At 43.9% G+C, this 15,314-nt stretch carries 18 protein-coding genes and 1 pseudogene; 8 read left to right on the top strand and 11 right to left on the bottom strand.

Translation table 11 applies throughout. The annotated features are described in order from the left end of the window. Positions 1–170: 170 nt before the first annotated feature. Complete coding sequence (locus N4J56_RS09685; protein WP_317106267.1) at positions 171–1,157, bottom strand: DUF3102 domain-containing protein; 987 nt, start codon at positions 1,155–1,157, stop codon at positions 171–173. A gap of 521 nt (positions 1,158–1,678) precedes the next feature. Here N4J56_RS09685 and N4J56_RS09690 point away from each other — a divergent pair. Further along, on the top strand, positions 1,679–1,825 hold the full coding sequence (locus N4J56_RS09690) for a hypothetical protein (RefSeq protein ID WP_317106268.1): 147 nt from the start codon (positions 1,679–1,681) through the stop codon (positions 1,823–1,825). 207 nt (positions 1,826–2,032) lie between these two features. On the opposite strand, the gene N4J56_RS09695 is transcribed toward N4J56_RS09690, so the two are convergent. After that, positions 2,033–3,274, bottom strand: a complete 1,242-nt coding sequence (locus tag N4J56_RS09695) for an IS701 family transposase (protein WP_317104652.1) — start codon at positions 3,272–3,274, stop codon at positions 2,033–2,035. 542 nt (positions 3,275–3,816) lie between these two features. Here N4J56_RS09695 and N4J56_RS09700 point away from each other — a divergent pair. Continuing rightward, complete coding sequence (locus tag N4J56_RS09700) at positions 3,817–4,890, top strand: NAD-dependent epimerase/dehydratase family protein (RefSeq protein ID WP_317106269.1); 1,074 nt, start codon at positions 3,817–3,819, stop codon at positions 4,888–4,890. Next, positions 4,883–5,689 carry a WecB/TagA/CpsF family glycosyltransferase gene (locus tag N4J56_RS09705; RefSeq protein ID WP_317106270.1) on the top strand — a complete coding sequence of 269 codons (807 nt, stop codon included), beginning with the start codon at positions 4,883–4,885 and terminating at the stop codon, positions 5,687–5,689. Before N4J56_RS09700 ends, N4J56_RS09705 begins: the two co-directional genes overlap by 8 nt. Positions 5,690–5,835: 146 nt before the next feature. Here the strand turns inward: N4J56_RS09705 and purN are convergent, their stop codons facing one another. Continuing rightward, positions 5,836–6,483, bottom strand: coding sequence for a phosphoribosylglycinamide formyltransferase (purN, locus tag N4J56_RS09710; RefSeq protein ID WP_317106271.1), 648 nt, complete (start codon positions 6,481–6,483; stop codon positions 5,836–5,838). 219 nt (positions 6,484–6,702) lie between these two features. Here purN and N4J56_RS09715 point away from each other — a divergent pair, with 219 nt between their 5' ends. After that, positions 6,703–7,587, top strand: coding sequence for a sugar ABC transporter permease (locus tag N4J56_RS09715; protein WP_317106272.1), 885 nt, complete (start codon positions 6,703–6,705; stop codon positions 7,585–7,587). Between the two features lie 29 nt (positions 7,588–7,616). Here N4J56_RS09715 and N4J56_RS40895 read toward each other — a convergent pair whose 3' ends face one another. From N4J56_RS40895 to N4J56_RS09745, 7 genes and pseudogenes are all read right to left on the bottom strand, one after another. Continuing rightward, entirely contained in the window at positions 7,617–8,003 is a 387-nt protein-coding gene (locus N4J56_RS40895; protein WP_410500461.1) for a bacteriorhodopsin, read from the bottom strand. Between the two features lie 50 nt (positions 8,004–8,053). Then, positions 8,054–8,224, bottom strand: a complete 171-nt coding sequence (locus tag N4J56_RS09720) for a bacteriorhodopsin (RefSeq protein ID WP_317110600.1) — start codon at positions 8,222–8,224, stop codon at positions 8,054–8,056. Further along, positions 8,170–8,322 carry a hypothetical protein gene (locus N4J56_RS09725; RefSeq protein WP_317106273.1) on the bottom strand — a complete coding sequence of 51 codons (153 nt, stop codon included), beginning with the start codon at positions 8,320–8,322 and terminating at the stop codon, positions 8,170–8,172. Before N4J56_RS09725 ends, N4J56_RS09720 begins: the two co-directional genes overlap by 55 nt. A 192-nt stretch (positions 8,323–8,514) precedes the next feature. Next, positions 8,515–9,202 (bottom strand): annotated as a pseudogene (locus tag N4J56_RS09730) (IS1 family transposase). A gap of 306 nt (positions 9,203–9,508) precedes the next feature. Continuing rightward, a complete protein-coding gene (locus tag N4J56_RS09735; RefSeq protein WP_317106274.1) occupies positions 9,509–9,811 on the bottom strand; it encodes a transposase in 303 nt (100 codons plus the stop codon). Between the two features lie 119 nt (positions 9,812–9,930). Continuing rightward, positions 9,931–10,584 (bottom strand): IS701 family transposase, encoded by a 654-nt coding sequence (locus N4J56_RS09740; RefSeq protein WP_317110602.1) that lies wholly within the window; start codon positions 10,582–10,584, stop codon positions 9,931–9,933. Between the two features lie 478 nt (positions 10,585–11,062). Continuing rightward, complete coding sequence (locus N4J56_RS09745; RefSeq protein ID WP_317106275.1) at positions 11,063–11,509, bottom strand: hypothetical protein; 447 nt, start codon at positions 11,507–11,509, stop codon at positions 11,063–11,065. A 196-nt stretch (positions 11,510–11,705) separates the two neighbouring features. On the opposite strand from N4J56_RS09745, the gene N4J56_RS09750 reads away from it, so the two are divergent. The 4 genes from N4J56_RS09750 to N4J56_RS09765 all read left to right on the top strand — a co-directional run bounded on the left by N4J56_RS09750 (position 11,706) and on the right by N4J56_RS09765 (position 14,039). After that, positions 11,706–11,831 (top strand): hypothetical protein, encoded by a 126-nt coding sequence (locus tag N4J56_RS09750; protein ID WP_317106276.1) that lies wholly within the window; start codon positions 11,706–11,708, stop codon positions 11,829–11,831. A gap of 37 nt (positions 11,832–11,868) precedes the next feature. Then, the gene (locus N4J56_RS09755) at positions 11,869–12,450 is read left to right on the top strand and encodes a TetR/AcrR family transcriptional regulator (RefSeq protein WP_192160940.1); all 582 of its coding nucleotides are present in this window, start codon (positions 11,869–11,871) and stop codon (positions 12,448–12,450) included. Positions 12,451–12,486: 36 nt separating this feature from the next. Next, positions 12,487–12,936, top strand: a complete 450-nt coding sequence (locus N4J56_RS09760; protein WP_317106278.1) for a GNAT family N-acetyltransferase — start codon at positions 12,487–12,489, stop codon at positions 12,934–12,936. Between the two features lie 167 nt (positions 12,937–13,103). After that, positions 13,104–14,039: a polyphosphate kinase 2 family protein gene (locus tag N4J56_RS09765; protein WP_317106279.1), complete on the top strand. Its 936-nt coding sequence runs from the start codon at positions 13,104–13,106 to the stop codon at positions 14,037–14,039. A gap of 67 nt (positions 14,040–14,106) precedes the next feature. Here N4J56_RS09765 and N4J56_RS09770 read toward each other — a convergent pair whose 3' ends face one another. Then, positions 14,107–15,291 (bottom strand): ABC transporter permease, encoded by a 1,185-nt coding sequence (locus tag N4J56_RS09770; RefSeq protein ID WP_317106280.1) that lies wholly within the window; start codon positions 15,289–15,291, stop codon positions 14,107–14,109. Positions 15,292–15,314 lie beyond the last annotated feature (23 nt).

A 15,314-nucleotide genomic window follows, 5' to 3' on the forward strand; every position in this document is an offset into this window, starting at 1 on the left:
CCGCGATCGCCACTCGAATGAGGGACTTAATTGTCAACGAGAACGATACTTTCTTGGCAGTATATCACTATAAGCATAAATGCGATCGGCTTTCACGGTAACAATTACAGCTAGGATAATTACAGCTAGGATAATTACAGCTAGGATAATTACAGCTAGGGTAATTACAGCTAGGGTAATTCAACCTTTTGCGCTTTTAATCCCGAATCAGCGATCGCCTGTTGGCACTGTTGTCGATTCCGATAGCCAGCAAATAATTTCCGCTTGAGCCTACCGATCGTAGCGATCGCCTCTCCACTGGGCGCGCAGGGTAATATTATTGCATCTTCCCGTTCCGAAAACATCAATAGTAGCTGCCTAATCCGCTCTCCATCAATTCTTTCGCGGGGATGGAGGATCAACGCCGAGCGAGCTTTATACATTAACCAGTCATGCTGCCACGTACCACCTACCGCAATATCCAAAGCAAAAGCTGCTTCCGGTAGGCGATCGAAAAATGCTGGTGAGTTAGTATCGCCGCAAAATAATAGGTGATCGATGCCCAGCGTGTACCAATGCGACTGCTGGAAACGTGGGGTGACAATTGTTGGATTAGCTTTATAAGCAGCAGCTTTATAGGGAGGTTGTTGTATTTCTGGGACGACTGATTTAACTTCTTTATCTATATTTAGGGACGGGTCTTCTTCTGCTTGAGCTGCTGCCGATTTGAGAGAATGTTCGATGGGAGAATTGGGAATTTGCTTCAGCTTTTCTTCAGTAACGGCTTTCAAAACTTCTTTATGAGTGACTTTACTACCCGCATTGGCTTGTTGGATGAATTTGTCGCGGATTGCATCGGGAGTCGAAGGCGAAGCTAAGCGATAGAGTGCAGATGGCTCGATGATCATCTGTGCAAATTTTGCATAAGGAAATGCTTCGTATACATAAATAAAGTTGTATGCCGTGCGCCGACTCCACCCGAATTCAGCTCTCAGCCAAGCATCGAAGTAGCCATGTCCTTTCAGTTCTGCTCTCACCTCAACTAATTTCTTCCCAATTTCCCATATATCTTGAGCTGTACGCTGCAAGCGCTCCTTCAGCTCTTTAGTTCTTTGCTGAACGAGCGAACGGTTTTTCTCACTTAAAACTCTGTAATCGAAACCTGGCTCTAGCTCCATTTGTTTAGATTGTTTAGATTTGCTTGGCTTGCATTTGTCGATCCGAGTTCATGACCTTCGATTAATTTATTGACGCTTATTTGTGATATTTTTTAGAGATTTTGTTGTAGAAAATGATACAAACATGAGTCAAGTCAAAAGAAAGTTTTAAACACATAAGTTAAAAATTCAATCAAAAAAATAGACATTAAATTTATTTTAGAATTTTCAGTCGACAATGGATAGAGATCGCTAGCACAAACCGATACTAAGAATTTAACGACGACCATTTTATGCCTTAACTATGGGGGTTTAGGTTTATCAAGTCGAAAACGTTACGATAAGTTAAGAATCTTTTTTAATTTATTGCTTGCGAAATTTTACGGAAAATTGAACCAAGGTTGGGGTAAGTTGTCACAAATTATCCGTGAAATTACGGTTGACAATATCCGAACGACGTTGCGGTCGAAGATCTATCCTGCACCAATTTCATCGCTGTTCCCCGTTACCCGTTGTTCGTTCTCTCGAACAGATCGTTAGGCATGACATTTAGGGATAGATTACATTCAGGGCTAAATGCTGGTTGCAGGTTGAGTGCGATCGCGCCTCGCGCTCAACAACAACTACATAGCACAAGTCACACCAACAGCTACAAAAACGGGTTCATGAAGCGATCGCAAGATGGATGAAAAATGAGTTGCGTAATTCCACCTAGTTGGAGTATATTAAGTATTACAGTTGTAGATAAATAGAAGAATGAATTCGCTTTTGGTAATGGTAGTAACGAGCAGTAGCTTGATGAGATCTGCGCCAATAAGACCAACGCAAAACGTGTTCAAGACACCAGAATGTGGGAAACAAGAATCGAGATACCCACCGCTTCATCTCCCAGATACTTAGTCGGACAATAAACCTCGTGCCGCTTTGAACGCAGTTAGACTGCCAGTTGTTACTAGAGGTAAAGGGGGGGTAGAGGAGTGAATAGCAGGCTCACAAGAGTGTCGTAAGACGGTGAGAAATATTTGAGCAGCCAGGACGAGGGTGATGTGTCGATGCCAACCATGCCAGGAACGAACTTCGTACTCTCCTAAACCTAGCTGGTCTTTAGCAAATTTAAAGCACTCCTCAATCCGCCACCTTTGCCCGGCGATTTGAACCATCGTTTCTAGGGTAGTATCGCTCTTAGCAAATACTTGATAGTAGCTGACGCGAGGATCTTCAGGGTGTTCTAGAGAGCGGCGGAACAATAACCAACGTTGAAAACCATCTGATCTGTCACAATTAACTGGCACTTTCGCCCAGTCATAGTATCTTTCTCCCTTACTGCCAGCTCCACAGCTAAGACGTTGCCACAGCTGGCTGTCCGGCTGAGGTAACAGTTCTTGGGCTTGATAACGTTGCCAGCCAATAACTACAGGCTGCTTCTTGCTGACCGTGAGTATATACGGTTGTTTAGCAGTCTTTTCCAGCCACCACCACAATGAACCATCGTTGCCATAAACCTCATCAGCAACAAACCAGGCGGGACGTATTCCGTCTTTAAAAGCTGATTCCAACATCTGTTGTGCTAGTTGAGGTTTAGTCGCAAATGTGATTGATTTTGGAACTGCTCCCTTCTTACGTTTGCTTTGATCTTCACTCCATGTGCGCGGTAGATACAAACGGCGATCGATCAACGTATGTCCTTTGTCGCTAATGTAGGACATGAACACACCTACCTGGCAATTCTCCAAATGTCCAGTTGTGCCATAATACTGCACCTGTACGCCTACTGACTGCTCTCCTTGCTTCAGAAAACCTGTTTCATCAATTGCCAAAATATCTGTTTCACTCTTCAAATGCTCCACTGCATACTTTCTAATTTCTGCACACACTGCGTCCGCGTTCCACTGCGCCCGTCCTAGTAAATGTTGGAAGCGATAGGGATTGCTATACCCTACCTGTTCTGCCATTTGCCATCCATTCTTCCGCTCAACTGGGCTTAGTAGTGCCTGGATATAGTCATACGCTGCAAGACGTGCTTCAGAACGAGCGAAGTGCTTTCCCAGTTTTTGCTGAAACGCTTTCAATCTACTGCTCCATTGGGAGAGCGCTTCTAATGCAACACCTGTTAAAAACACGTTGGATGTATCAAGCATTGCTAAACTGTATTTCCTTACAAATCTAGTTTAGCTTATCTACAATTGTAATACTATATTAACTCTGGCTGCATTAAAATCGCCTTTCGTATCGTAGCTGCGGCAGATTCCAATTGTTTGTTGGTCTATTAACGATTACGGACTCAGGTACGGCAATCTAGACCGAGAGACGAAGAAAAAAAGCAGTTCTAACAATTCCTAGAGCAGCTGAAATCTTGAGGAGTTTCCATCTACGGTAGCTGGCAGGCTCCTGTGTGGTAGAACACCAAATTTAAATCCAGAGTATTGCAAAATTGTCAGCGAGAGATTGCAGATTTTCAGTCTGAAGATTCTCGCGGCAGAGGTGCAGGCAATCGAGCGAATGTCAGACAAATTTTTGATTCGCGATCGCCTGAGTATTAGCACATGCGCCGGCTCTAGGCTGGTCAAGTATAGATCGTGATGTTCGCATGTATTGTCAAAAGCACCGGCAGTCATTGCAACTCTGGAATGCATACTAAAACAATGCATAGAAAAAATTACAAAAAGCTTGAGAATAAGCCATGAGTGTTGCGATCGTTACTGGCTCTGCTGGTCTCATTGGTTCGGAAGCAGTACGTTTTTTTAGCGCTCTCGGTATGCATGTCGTCGGGATCGATAACGATATGCGTAGCTTTTTTTTTGGAGAGGAAGCTTCCACAAAATGGAATCTTAGGCGTTTACAATCTCAGATTAGAGAGTACACTCACTACGATGTAGATATCCGAGATAGCGATCGCCTGGATGTCATTTTTCAGTACTACAAACAAGACATTGCCCTTGTCATTCATACCGCAGCCCAGCCATCTCACGACTGGGCTGCACGCGATCCATTCTCCGATTTCTCGGTCAATGCCAACGGTACGTTGAACTTGTTACAAGCAACGCGCCAACATTGCCCAGACACCCCATTTATCTTCACTTCCACTAACAAAGTCTACGGAGACTTACCCAACTTTTTACCCTTAGTTGAGTTAGACCGCCGCTGGGAGATCGATCCCGCTCATCAGTATGCTTTGGGGATCTCTGAAGATATGAGTATCGATCGCAGCAAGCACTCTCTATTTGGAGCTTCTAAGGTTGTAGCCGACGTATTAGTACAAGAATACGGTCATTACTTTGGCATTCCTACTGTTTGCTTTCGGGGTGGCTGTTTGACCGGACCCAGCCATTCGGGAACAAAATTACACGGCTTTCTCGCTTACTTAATGAAATGTACTGTGACTGGCGATCCCTACACGATTTATGGTTATCAAGGCAAACAAGTCCGCGATAACATTCACTCCTCAGACTTGATTGCTGCATTTTACGAGTTCTATCTCAATCCTGGGATCGCTGAAGTTTACAACATTGGTAGTGGTAGAGAAAGCAATTGCTCAATGCTAGAGGCGATCGCTTATTGCGAACAAATTGCTGGCAAGGAGTTGAACTACTCTTACACCGATGAAAATCGTAGTGGCGATCACGTCTGGTACATCAGCGATTTATCGAAGTTTAAAGCCAAGTATCCAAATTGGTCGATTAAATATGACGTACCGCACATTTTGCGGGAGATTTACACCCAAAACTGTGAAAGGTGGTTAAAGTACAGTGATTAATCGAGGCAAACACTCCATCTTAGGGATTAACATCCACGCTATAGATTACGAATTTGCTGTCAACAAAGTTGTTGTTGCGGCTGAAAAGAGAGTTCCCTATGCGGTCAGCGCGTTAGCCGTTCATGGCGTGATGACAGGATTTTTAGACCCCATTCACGCCCGCCGATTAAACGGTATGGATCTCGTAGTTCCTGACGGACAACCCGTGCGCTGGGCGTTGTGGTGGCTGCACAGGCAAGGATTACCCGATCGCGTCTGCGGTCCTAAGCTGACGCTCAGAATCGCTCAAGCTTTTGCTGAAAAAGGGCTAAGTGTCTATCTCTATGGCAGCCAAATAGAAGTATTACAGCAATTCGCTTGTCAGTTGCAGCAACGCTTTCCTCAGCTTCAAATTGCGGGCATGGAGCCTTCTAAATTTCGCCGTCTCTCTTCAGAGGAACGGAAAGAGTTAGTGGCTCGGATTAAAGCCTCTGGAGCTAGTACCGTACTTCTTGGTCTTGGTTGTCCTCGACAAGAAGTTTGGGCTTACGAATATCGCCAAATGCTAGGTATTCCCATCTTAGCTGTGGGTGCTGCCTTCGATTTTCACGCTGGTAGGCTAGCGCCAGCACCGCAAACAATGCAAGATTTGGGATTGGAGTGGTTATTTCGTCTGCTACAAGAACCCAGACGCTTGTGGCGGCGCTATATCCTGCTCAATCCGCTTTATTTATGGTACGTTGGCTTTCAGTTACTCGGTTGGAAAAAATTTGTGCCACCTGCTCCTGACGGTAGCGAACCGATTGAATCCTACGGGTGATGTGGAGGGAGTAGGGAGTAGGGAGTAGGAAAGATTGAGTGGCGTGCAAAATTTGCACGATGTTTAATCTTCATTAGTTGACGGTTGACTGACAACTGATATCTTTGTAGAGACGTTACATGTAACGTCTCTACACTGACAACTGCTCACTGTCTTGCAGCAAGAGCGATCGCGGCGGGTAAAATTCGATATTCTTGCTGGTGAATTCGTTGGTGTAGAGTTTGGGGGGTGTCGTCAGGTAAGACGGGTACGGCTGCTTGAAGCAAAATGCGCCCGCTATCGACTTCGGGAACGACTATGTGTACCGTACAACCTGTGATTTTTACACCAGCAGCGAGGGCTTGTTCTACTGCTTGAATGCCGCGAAAGCTGGGTAATAAACTGGGATGGATGTTAATAATTCGTTCGACAAAAGCATTGATGAGTACTGGCGTGACGATTCGCATCCAGCCTGCCATTATAACCCATGATACGTCATATTGATGTAAAGTTTGAACAATTTGACGATCTAGATCTTCACGGCTGGGAAAATGACGATGATTGAGCAAAACGGCAGGTACGTCACGATTTGCAGCTCGAACTGCGACTTTCGCTTCTGGGTTGTTGTAAATTAAAACTTGAACTTTAGCATTAAGTCTACCTTGGGCGATCGCCTCTGCTACAGCTTCAAAGTTACTGCCATTTCCCGAAGCAAGTATACCTAGTTTAATTGGTTCTCCTGGTATCCATATATCAGTGGGATCGACCGGAGAAATTAAGCTGGCAGTAGAGGTGGTGGTTGCTGGGATCGTCATACAGCATTTTATCGAGCAAGGTGTTGACTCAGTCATTATCCATCATTCGACCGGCGATCGCCTCACTCCGGCGCTAAAAATTGCTAGGAACAGTTATCAGTGAAGAAAGGGTGTAGAGTGTAGGGGTGTAGTGATTGGTCACTGGTCAGGAGTCACTGGTCACTGACTAACTGCTCCCTTTAATTAGTAAAATAGCCCTACAAAGTTAAAATACAAAGTATGGCTTTTGAGCGTTCTCGCAAGCAACTGCTAGATAACGATGCGATCGCAGCATGGATTTTTCTAACACCAGCGCTGCTCATGCTAGGAATATTTTTAATATTTCCCATTGCTTATCTGTTTTACCTTAGCTTCACTACCGGAAGTTTTACCGCTGCTGGCATACGCTGGGTGGGGTTTAACAATTACTTACGACTAATTCTCAATCCTGATTTTTGGCAAGTTCTTAGTAATACTTGCTATTTTACCATTGCTACAGTAATTCCCAGCCTAGTGATTCCTTTGGGTTTGGCAGCACTATTAAACCGCACTATAGCTTGGCAAGGATTATTACGCAGCGCCTATTTTCTCCCTTCAATTGTGTCTATTGTCGCTGCTGGGTTAGGATTTCGCTGGCTATTTCAAACCGATGGACCAGTCAATACATGGTTGAATGCAATTGGAATTTCTCCGATTCCCTGGCTAGGTAGTAATATTTGGGCAATGCCAGTCATCATTTTATTGAGTATTTGGAAGCAGCTAGGCTTCAATATGGTGGTATTTCTAGCTGGATTGCAAGCAATTCCTTCTAGTCGTTATGAAGCGGCAGAATTAGATGGAGCAAATGCTTGGCAGCAATTTTGGTACATCACTCTACCAGGATTGAGACCGACATTAATCTTTGCTACGATTACAACGGCAATTTTTACTTTGCGGGGTTTCGAGCAAATTTATGTCGTGACTGGTGGAGGACCTTTAAATTCTACTAATATTTTAGTTTATTACATTTATCAAGAAGCTTTTGGGCAATTTGATTTCGGTTACGCTGCGGCTGCATCTACAGTTTTGTTATTGGTAGCGCTAGTTTTAATTTATATTCAGTTGCGAACTTGGGACGAAGAGTAGAAGCGCTATATATTTTTTTTTGCTACAAATTAACGAAATACAACTAAAGAAGATGCTGTTTTTGCTTTCTGCCTAGCTTTTTCTATCTCACTCATAGTTTGTAATGAAAGAAAACCAAAACCTACCTTGGAAGCTATATCGAGGAGAGTAACAAACATTGTTTCCACGCTAATATTTAAGAAATTCAAACCTGCGGGACTAAGAATCCAGATAATCGGGTAAAATGTCCATATTGTTAAGTGGACTTTTAGCAATTTGTGGAAAGCTGGAACAACTCTAGGGAAGGTACGTTCTACTTGTGGGCGATATTGATGAAGGAGAAGATATACAGTAGCACAGTAAGCTGCACAACTGACAATATACCAAATATAATTAACTGGATAGGGTGAAATAGTAGCAACAAAACCAGCAGCAATTGTATAAGCATTTTGCTCCCACTAAACTAGCTGTAGTTGTGATGCTAGTTTTACCAAGATATGAGAATTAATAGCAATAAAGGTGTGGAAATAAACCAAGAAACATATCTGACCCAAAAAATGGGACGACCGTTAATAAAGTCTACTCCTTGACCGAGAGCCATAATTAAATACAGTCCAGCAGCGATCGCGCAAACGAAAAAGTTGAGCGTGTATAAAATCTGCCAGCGCTGATTTTTCGCATTATGAGCGCCAATTCAAAAACGATCGCACCGAACGACATACCAGATACGCCAAGCCACTGCCAGAGAAATGTCATATTTTTTATAACTTGTATAACTTATAACTTGCCATATAATTTACCATTGGTTGTGCGAACCAATAGTCATGTGAGAATTACCAGCAACTGCTGGTATTTGCTTAGCTTGATTCAGATGTTCGTCAACTACATTACTCCCATACCGACTAATTGGCTAGTGTCAATTTTGGCGTTGCTGAATAGAGATATGAACTATTGAGGAACTGGAACATTCCAGAATTTGAGATAGTGCAGTAACAATCGAATTGAATATTTCAGCATTTCTTCTGATTTGGAGTAGCACAGTGTCTTTCGATGCAGCCGAGCCAGATAGTGCCTCAGTCTTGTATTTTCGGACTCAACTCTGGTCATATAAGTCTTACTGACAATTTGATCGCCGTCTGGAATAAAACCTGGATAAACACTCCAACCATCCGTAACATAAAGTAGCACCGCCATTGGGCAACGATCGCCCATAGCGGGGCAAAGGTTTCAGCACTATGGTCGCCCAACGCCCAACCTAAAATCCCTGAAGTGAAGTGATCTACTGCTGTCCACAGCCAGATTTTTTTTTTTGCACCGACGAAGGTTTCTAGTTCATCTAGTTCACCGACTTGGGGACTGTTTCTGGGGCATCAGCATCAGGCAGATTGTTACCTACTTGCTTGAGCCAGTGAATGATTGTCGTATGATGAACACCTTTAACTCGTTCAATTCCTCGAAAACCGATGCCATTCACATACATTTTCAAGCATTCCCGTTTGACTTCATCGCTGTAACCTCTGCATGTTTCATAGTGTTCAATGAATTGTCGCCCACAATCAACACAAATGTGGTTCTGTTTACCTCGCTTGATGCCATTCTTCCGAATATGAGTTGATTGGCACTCTGGACATTGCATCGCAACTTACCTCAATTCATACCTTTATTATGCAATGCCTCAATATTACAGTTGTAGATAAATAGAAGAATGAATTCGCTTTTGGTAATGTAATGGTAGTAACGAGCAGTAGCTTGATGAGATCTGCGCCAATAAGACCAACGCAAAACGTGTTCAAGACACCAGAATGTGGGAAACAAGAATCGAGATACCCACCGCTTCATCTCCCAGATACTTAGTCGGACAATAAACCTCGTGCCGCTTTGAACGCAGTTAGACTGCCAGTTGTTACTAGAGGTAAAGGGGGTAGAGGAGTGAATAGCAGGCTCACAAGAGTGTCGTAAGACGGTGAGAAATATTTTGAGCAGCCAGGACGAGGGTGATGTGTCGATGCCAACCATGCCAGGAACGAACTTCGTACTCTCCTAAACCTAGCTGGTCTTTAGCAAATTTAAAGCACTCCTCAATCCGCCACCTTTGCCCGGCGATTTGAACCATCGTTTCTAGGGTAGTATCGCTCTTAGCAAATACTTGATAGTAGCTGACGCGAGGATCTTCAGGGTGTTCTAGAGAGCGGCGGAACAATAACCAACGTTGAAAACCATCTGATCTGTCACAATTAACTGGCACTTTCGCCCAGTCATAGTATCTTTCTCCCTTACTGCCAGCTCCACAGCTAAGACGTTGCCACAGCTGGCTGTCCGGCTGAGGTAACAGTTCTTGGGCTTGATAACGTTGCCAGCCAATAACTACAGGCTGCTTCTTGCTGACCGTATATACGGTTGTTTAGCAGTCTTTTCCAGCCACCACCACAATGAACCATCGTTGCCATAAACCTCATCAGCAACAAACCAGGCGGGACGTATTCCGTCTTTAAAAGCTGATTCCAACATCTGTTGTGCTAGTTGAGGTTTAGTCGCAAATGTGATTGATTTTGGAACTGCTCCCTTCTTACGTTTGCTTTGATCTTCACTCCATGTGCGCGGTAGATACAAACGGCGATCGATCAACGTATGTCCTTTGTCGCTAATGTAGGACATGAACACACCTACCTGGCAATTCTCCAAATGTCCAGTTGTGCCATAATACTGCACCTGTACGCCTACTGACTGCTCTCCTTGCTTCAGAAAACCTGTTTCATCAATTGCCAAAATATCTGTTTCACTCTTCAAATGCTCCACTGCATACTTTCTAATTTCTGCACACACTGCGTCCGCGTTCCACTGCGCCCGTCCTAGTAAATGTTGGAAGCGATAGGGATTGCTATACCCTACCTGTTCTGCCATTTGCCATCCATTCTTCCGCTCAACTGGGCTTAGTAGTGCCTGGATATAGTCATACGCTGCAAGACGTGCTTCAGAACGAGCGAAGTGCTTTTCCGTTTTTGCTGAAACGCTTTCAATCTACTGCTCCATTGGGAGAGCGCTTCTAATGCAACACCTGTTAAAAACACGTTGGATGTATCAAGCATTGCTAAACTGTATTTCCTTACAAATCTAGTTTAGCTTATCTACAACTAATACTCAATTTTTTGAACTGTTGGCATAATTTGCGAATATGGAAAAGCGATGTTACATAACACCATCATTTGAGATTAACACTGTAATTCGAGAGCTAGTATGGTTAACCAATCCTTAAGCTTCAGTAAATTTCATCATATACAACGATCGTACTTACCTCATGCAAACGCTCGGTCTCGATACTTAGCGCTCGTCCCTCGTCATTCCAAAGAAAAAGCCTAAGTCAAGAAATTATCTTTCTGACTTAGGCTTTCTGACTTAGGCTTTCTGACTTAGGCTTCTACGTGCAAACTATGAGGAAATGTAAATCCTTTGCCTCATATCTCCACCGATATCCCAACTAACCGAGCAAATTGCTGCTCTAATTGCTAAAAGCGTCTTTGATATTATCAACAGCACGCTTGACAGCGTTCATGTTTTTATCTACTGCTTTTTCAGTCCGAGCTGCATCTTCCTCAGCTCTTTGCTCGATCCGATCCCGATCTCGCTTGGCTTTGCGCTCAACGCCACTACCCTCGTCATCGGCTCGATCGACTTTAGCAGCATTTTTGTTGGCAGCTCGCTCAACTTTGTCTGCCGTGTCTCGGATCAAATTCTTAGAGCCTTTAGCAACATCATCAGCTGCCTCTTTAGTTCGATCGCCCACATCTGCCGCTGCGACTGAAATCGGCGCGGGACTAGCCATTGCTACAGGGTTTGAGAACAAGGCAAAGTGCCATACGAAGCCGATCGCAGACAGAAAAAATAGCATTGTTGCCAGAAAACGTCCCAAAGTCGAAACCTGTTGCTTCAAATATGTCAGTTTCATCGGATACAATCTCTATACGATTTAGCATTTACAGTACTCCAACTAACTCATCTGCTAGATCGTTCTGTGGATAGAGGGTTTTCAAGTTACTCAGTTGTTAACTAAATTTCCTCCTTTCGGTAGACTAGAAGTCGTTCCTTAATTTAATCCTCGCCAGTAGCAACAGTCATCCCATTTGATTTAGAGAGCTGATGGTTTGAAGATTACGGGTACTACATCCATCGATCGCCACAACGCGATCGCAGATTTAAACGAAGAACATCACAATGGTGGATGCATCGTTAAGACACGCCGCTTATATTTGCGTAGCGGTAGCGGATGATACCACCAGATGACGATCCAAGAGCAATGAACCAATAATGAATGCAAAAATTAAAAATCAGCCTGGAAGACCGCGTAGTGTAGAAGCCGATCGCGCTATTCATAGAGCCACCTTGGAACTCTTAGCCGAGGTAGGTTACGATCGCATGAGTATAGAGGCGATCGCTAGCCGTGCAGGAGTGGGAAAAACCACGATTTACCGACGCTACAATTCAAAAGAAGAACTGGTGGCAGATGCGATCGAAAGCCGTAGAGAAGACGTAGAAATTCCAGATACGAAAAACTTTTGGAGCGATATCGATTTAATTATTGCCAGTGCTACCCAGATGACCTTAGATCCTCTGGGACGGCAAATTGTGGCTTTAATTATCAGTACAGCATCTAACAATCCCCAGTTTGCTCAAGTTTATTGGGCGAAATATCTCCAACCCCGTCGCCAAGCCTTTGCTGCTGTCATCGCACAAGCAAAAAGCAGACAGGAAATTGCCACAGATATAGATGCCGATCTTGTCTTCGACCTCATTAGCGGGATCATGCTTTATGGATTGGTATTTCCACCTACAAATGAGTCGTATCAAGCATACGTTCGTCGTGCTGTTGGTTTAGTTGTAAAAATGTAGTTGTCATCTAATTTTGAAAATTTAGACTTCAACCGAATGTCTACTCTACCATCGGGATGCAATCTTCGCCCCGCCAATGCTAAGGATACTTGGGCGATTCGGAAGTTGGTGCTATCGGCAAAACTCGACCCGACGCAGTTACGCTGGCAACAATTTTCAGTCGTTGAATGCAACGGACGAGTAGTTGCTTGCGGGCAGTTACGGGCTTTTGCTGGGGCGCAAGAATTGGGTAGTTTAGTGGTTGCCTCTAACTGGCGGGGTAAAGGTTTGGGAACATACTTGGTGGAATATTTAATTGAACAAGCAACTCAGCCGCTTTATTTAGAATGCTTGGGGCGTAAACTAGCAGAATTTTATACTCGCTTTGGTTTTGTTGCAGTTACATGGAAAGAATTACCGCGATCGCTCAAATTTAAGTTTGCTTTGTCTGACTTGGCAGCGAAAATCGGTGTTCCTGTAACAATTATGCGTTATTCAAAGCTGTAGTCGTTAATCATACTAGGGAGCGCACGATCGCACGAGCAGATGCAAAAATTTTGGTTCAAGTAAGAACGCAATAAAACGCATGAGTCTATCTTTTGAGAGAAACACTGCTGTGATTCTTGCCATAAAATCGAAAAATAAGTTCGATAAAGCTTGGCGATAGTGTTACTATGGCAAACTCAAAATCGGCAAAAAAATCTGCTGCTCATATTGACAAAACTACAGCTAAAGAGACAGCAAAAGTTGCTCGCGTTATGTCTCCAGAGACAGTTGTAGCAGACGAGTTACCACCAAAACCCGACTATCCCCGCTATCGCGTCACTCCCAACGAACCAATTCAATTAAGTCAAATCGACCCAGATACTTGTGAAAGCTATCAGAGCAAGAAAGAGATAGAGGCAGAATTAGAGTATTATTGCGATCGCCTAAGTCTATTACAAGAACGCCTATACGCCGAGCAGCAGCGCAGTCTGCTCATCGTATTGCAAGCAATGGATACTGGTGGTAAAGACGGCACAATTAAACATGTTTTTCAAGGGATTAATCCTCAAGGTTGTCGAGTTTGGTCTTTTAAAAATCCCAGCCAAGAAGAATTGAGCCATGATTTTTTGTGGCGATACCATCAGCGGACACCGCAAAGAGGCATGATTAATATCTTTAATCGTTCTCACTATGAAGATGTACTAATCGTGCGCGTTAAACAACTCGTCCCGGAAGCAGTATGGCAGAAAAGATATCACAGCATTAATGAATTTGAACAAATGCTGATTTTAAATAATATCAGTATTATTAAGTTTTTTCTACATATTTCTAAAGACGAACAAAAACGGAGATTGGAAAAGCGGCTGGAAGATCCAGATAAGCGATGGAAATTTTCTATTAACGATGTCAATGAACGCAAATTATGGGATGATTACCAACAAGCTTATGAAGATGCAATTAATTATTGCTCTACAGAGTATGCGCCTTGGTATGTCGTTCCGGCAAATAAGAAGTGGTATAGAAACTTAGTTATTGCTCGGGCGATCGCCGATACGCTAGAAGCAATGAATCCACAATATCCAGCAGCAGCGCAAGATTTAGAAAATATCATTATTCCCGATTAACAGTTATCAGTCAGTTATCAGTGTAGAGACGTTACATGCAACGTCTCTACAAAACTTTTGTTGATGCTTATTCCGAGCGCAAAGCTTTGACCGGATCGAGTTGGCTGGCACGGAGAGCAGGAATAAAACCAGCACCCATACCGACTAGTAAAGCTGAAGCTAGCGCTAGACTTGCCGTACTGGGTTCAAATTGGTAGGGTAAGTTAAATGTATCGGCGACTGCAACAGCAATTCCATGCACCGTCCCTAGGGCGATCGTCCCGCCGATTAAACTTAAAAGTGCAACTTCTAAAATAAATTGCGCCATAATATCTTGCTGAGTTGCTCCCAAAGCCCGACGCAAACCAATTTCTGGAGTGCGTTCTATCACTGAAGCGATCGTAATATTGGCAATACCCACACCTCCTACCAGCAGGGAAATAGCACCCATTACAGTTAGCGCTTGGGAGGCTAGCTGCATAATTTTTTGTTGTTGAATGATATCTTCTACATTGTTCCAAGCCCAATAACTTCGCCCTGGAAAACGTTGTGCTAAGAGTTGCTGAACTCGATTGCCAAAAGCTTCAAGGTCTTCAATCCGGCGAGGACGAAGCTGAATCGTATCGATAGCACGGCTACCTGTAAGAGAACTATAAACTGGTAGCGGTACTAACAATTGTCCTTCAGGTGTTGCGTTTTCCTGCATTTTAGTTGGTACGACTCCCACTACTACGTAGGGTCGATCGTTAGCATAAAGGCGTTGTCCGACTGCTTGACCATCTTTAAATAACTTATCCGCCAGAAAGCGATCGATCGCAACCACAGGTCGGTAGTTAGCGAAATCAGCACCAGTAAAGAACCGTCCTGCTTCCAACGGTCTACCCAAGGTGAGTAAAAAATCTGGGGTCACTGCCATCATCTGGGGACTAGCTTCTTCAGTTTGAAATATAGTTTCTGCCGAACCCACCCAAGCTGCGCCACTACTCGCCCGTAAACCAGAGAGCCGTTGGCGGAAAAATTCTAAATCTGCTAGGCTCATTTGAGCGCTCAAGTTGCTGCCTGCTTGCCAATTGAGTCCTACCATAATCTGAGGCGCGTCTCTTTCTGCTAATCGTTGGGCAATAACAATCCGGCTGATACTACCAACTTGAAGCGTAGCACTGACCGCAGCCACACCCATAAATACCCCTAACGCCGTCAAAGCAGAACGCAGGGGATTGCTGCGCAAAGAATGAAAGGTGAGAACTAGCAGTTCGACTGGTGAAAGGCTCATTGGATAAGTTGTAAGTCGTAAGT

This window comes from Chroococcidiopsis sp. SAG 2025 (assembly GCF_032860985.1).
GTDB lineage: Bacteria > Cyanobacteriota > Cyanobacteriia > Cyanobacteriales > Chroococcidiopsidaceae > Chroococcidiopsis.

What these genes read in the sequence shown, in the direction of transcription:
- N4J56_RS09690 (WP_317106268.1), top strand. Translation starts at nt 1,679, where the DNA reads ATGACATTTAGGGATAGATTACATTCAGGGCTAAATGCTGGTTGCAGG.
- N4J56_RS09715 (WP_317106272.1), top strand. Translation starts at nt 6,703, where the DNA reads ATGGCTTTTGAGCGTTCTCGCAAGCAACTGCTAGATAACGATGCGATC.
- N4J56_RS09685 (WP_317106267.1), bottom strand. Translation starts at nt 1,157, where the DNA reads ATGGAGCTAGAGCCAGGTTTCGATTACAGAGTTTTAAGTGAGAAAAAC.
- N4J56_RS09745 (WP_317106275.1), bottom strand. Translation starts at nt 11,509, where the DNA reads ATGAAACTGACATATTTGAAGCAACAGGTTTCGACTTTGGGACGTTTT.
- N4J56_RS09700 (WP_317106269.1), top strand. Translation starts at nt 3,817, where the DNA reads ATGAGTGTTGCGATCGTTACTGGCTCTGCTGGTCTCATTGGTTCGGAA.
- N4J56_RS09695 (WP_317104652.1), bottom strand. Translation starts at nt 3,274, where the DNA reads ATGCTTGATACATCCAACGTGTTTTTAACAGGTGTTGCATTAGAAGCG.
- N4J56_RS09760 (WP_317106278.1), top strand. Translation starts at nt 12,487, where the DNA reads ATGTCTACTCTACCATCGGGATGCAATCTTCGCCCCGCCAATGCTAAG.
- N4J56_RS09770 (WP_317106280.1), bottom strand. Translation starts at nt 15,291, where the DNA reads ATGAGCCTTTCACCAGTCGAACTGCTAGTTCTCACCTTTCATTCTTTG.
- N4J56_RS09765 (WP_317106279.1), top strand. Translation starts at nt 13,104, where the DNA reads ATGGCAAACTCAAAATCGGCAAAAAAATCTGCTGCTCATATTGACAAA.
- purN (WP_317106271.1), bottom strand. Translation starts at nt 6,483, where the DNA reads ATGACGATCCCAGCAACCACCACCTCTACTGCCAGCTTAATTTCTCCG.
- N4J56_RS09725 (WP_317106273.1), bottom strand. Translation starts at nt 8,322, where the DNA reads ATGACATTTCTCTGGCAGTGGCTTGGCGTATCTGGTATGTCGTTCGGT.
- N4J56_RS09755 (WP_192160940.1), top strand. Translation starts at nt 11,869, where the DNA reads ATGAATGCAAAAATTAAAAATCAGCCTGGAAGACCGCGTAGTGTAGAA.